Source organism: Coprococcus sp. ART55/1 (genome assembly GCF_000210595.1).
GTDB classification, from domain to species: domain Bacteria; phylum Bacillota; class Clostridia; order Lachnospirales; family Lachnospiraceae; genus Coprococcus; species Coprococcus aceti.
The window spans coordinates 2,030,336-2,031,650 of record NC_021018.1; the positions used below are offsets into that span (position 1 = coordinate 2,030,336).

Below are 1,315 nucleotides of genomic sequence, written 5' to 3' on the forward strand. Positions count from 1 at the left end.
CTGGCAGGTGCTGAGGTTGAATTTGTCGGAATGGAGGATATGCAGCACATTCTTAAGACACATATCAAGAAGGTAAAGAACAAATTTGATTACGTTATCATTGATTGTCCTCCTGCACTTGGAATGCTTACTGTAAATGCTCTTACAGCAGCAAATACGGTACTTGTACCTATTCAATGTGAATTTTTCGCACTGGATGGTCTCTCACAGTTGGTATACACTATCGAACTGATAAGGAAAAATCTGAACAGACTTCTTACTATAGAAGGTGTTGTATTTACAATGTTTGACTCAAGAACCAATTTATCAGTTCAGGTTGTTGAAAATGTAAAAGAAAACCTCAAACAGCACATATACAACACAGTTATACCGAGAAATGTCAGACTTGCTGAAGCGCCAAGTTACGGAATGCCAATAATTGAGTATGATCCAAGATCAGCCGGAGCTGAGCATTATATGATGTTGGCAGATGAAGTTATAGAAAATGACTACTATAGATAATGGAGGGCTAATATGGCACAGAAAAAAGGTTTAGGAAGAGGTTTGAACGACCTTTTAGGCACTTCAGAGGCTTCAAAGCCGTCCCGAAGTAGAAGTAATCAGCAAAACTCCTCTGAAAACACAAGTAAAGAGGTAAAAACAGTAACCAAAGAGGTTGTGAAGGAAGTTGTAAAAGAGGTTGTAAAAGAGGTTGAACAGAAGATTAAAATCAATCTCATTGAGCCAAATAAGTCACAGCCAAGAAAGCAGTTTGATGAAGAGGCATTACAGGAATTATCTGATTCCATTAAGAAATATGGTGTTCTTGAGCCTCTGATTGTCACTAAAAAAGGCGATTATTATGAGATAATTGCAGGTGAAAGACGTTGGAGAGCTGCCAGAATGGCAGGAATAAAGGAAGTTCCTGTAGTTATACGTGATTATACTGACAAAGAAATAATGGAGATTTCTCTTATAGAGAATATTCAGAGAGAAGATCTGAATCCAATTGAAGAAGCTGAGGCTTACGAATCTCTTATATCGGAATATAATCTCAAGCAGGAAGAAGTTGCAGAGAGAGTATCAAAAAGCAGATCAACCATAACCAATTCTCTCCGACTTCTGAAGCTTTGCGAGGATGTAAGACAGATGGTCATGTATAATATGATATCAACAGGACATGCCAGAGCACTTATTCCTATAGAAGATCCTAAATTACAGTACGAAACGGCTGCAATTGTATACGATCAGAAGCTCAGTGTTAGAGAAACAGAGGCATATGTAAAGGCAATTCTGGAGAAAAAGCCGGAAAAAGAGGAAAAACAGAAGCCTCAAA

2 protein-coding genes are annotated in these 1,315 nt (G+C 38.1%); both read left to right on the top strand.

Annotated elements, in window-relative coordinates:
- A partial coding sequence (locus tag CCU_RS09175; protein ID WP_208896135.1) for a ParA family protein occupies window positions 1-501 on the top strand: 501 nt, incomplete at its 5' end.
- Between the two features lie 12 nt (window positions 502-513).
- On the top strand, window positions 514-1,315 hold an 802-nt coding region (locus CCU_RS09180), incomplete at its 3' end, for a ParB/RepB/Spo0J family partition protein (RefSeq protein WP_208896136.1).